1 protein-coding gene is annotated in these 1,083 nt (G+C 73.8%); it reads left to right on the forward strand.

From position 1 onward, the window contains the following. Window positions 1-1,083 (forward strand): iron chelate uptake ABC transporter family permease subunit (locus G3N99_RS40645; RefSeq protein WP_206125246.1); only part of this gene is annotated, 1,083 nt, incomplete at both ends.

The raw sequence follows: 1,083 nt of genomic DNA on the forward strand, positions 1-1,083 counted from the left end.
CGCGGCCGGCGTGCGCGTCGATGCGACGCGGCTCGCCGCGACGATCGTGGCGGTCGCGTTCACGAGCGTGGCCGTGAGTATCGCGGGCCCGCTGTCGTATGTCGGCCTCGTCGCGCCGAACCTGCTGCGCCAGGCGCGCGGCGCGCGTGCGGCGCGGCCCGGCGTGCTGGTGCCGCTGTCGGCGCTCGCGGGCGGTGCGCTCGTGCTCGTCACCGACAGCGCTGTGCTCGCGTCGGGTCTCGACGCCACGCTGTCGACCGGCGTCGCGATCGCACTGGTCGGCACGCCGCTGATGCTGGCGATGATCCGGCGCGGCGCCGCGTGGTCGGGCGTGCTGCACGCGGATGCTGAACGGGCGGCGGGCGGCGGCTCGACGCGGCTCGTCGGCTGGCTCGAACGGCTTGGCTGGCCGCTGCGCACCGTGCTGTTCGTCGTGGCGGGCGTGCTGATCGTGTTCGTCGGCGTATCGGCCGGCCCCGAGTGGCTGTCGATCGCGCGCTGGTCCGATGCGCTGTCCGGTCACGATGCGCTCGCGCGGATGCTGATCGACCTGCGCATGCCGCGCCTGTTGTGCGCGCTGCTTGCCGGCGCGTTGCTGGCGGTGAGCGGCGTCGCGATGCAAAGCGTCGTGCGCAATCCGCTCGCAGGCCCCGAAGTGCTCGGCGTCACGCAGGGCGCGGGGCTCGCCACGCTGTTCGCGCTGTCGACGTGGCCGCTGATGGGCCACGTGACGCTCGCGGCCGCCGCGCTGATCGGCGGTGGCCTGTCGCTCGCGATCACGCTCGCGCTGAATCACCGGCATCGCTACGCGCCGCTCGCGGTGGCGCTGACGGGTATCGTGATCGGCGCGCTGTGGACCACGCTCGCGCAATGGCTGATCACGCAGGAAAGCGTGCAGCCCGCGCGCTTCGTCGTGTGGCTCGTCGGCGGTACGTATGGCCGGAGCTGGGGCGAGGTGTCGATGCTGCTGCCGTGGTGCGTGCTCGCGGTGCCCGTGTTTGCGTGGCTCGCGAAGCCGCTCGACATGCTCGCGCTCGGCGACGACCAGGCGGCCGCGCTCGGCCTGCCGGTGGCCGCGCTGCG

This window comes from Burkholderia sp. Ac-20392, assembly GCF_017104585.1.
Classification (GTDB): Bacteria; Pseudomonadota; Gammaproteobacteria; order Burkholderiales; family Burkholderiaceae; genus Burkholderia; species Burkholderia lata.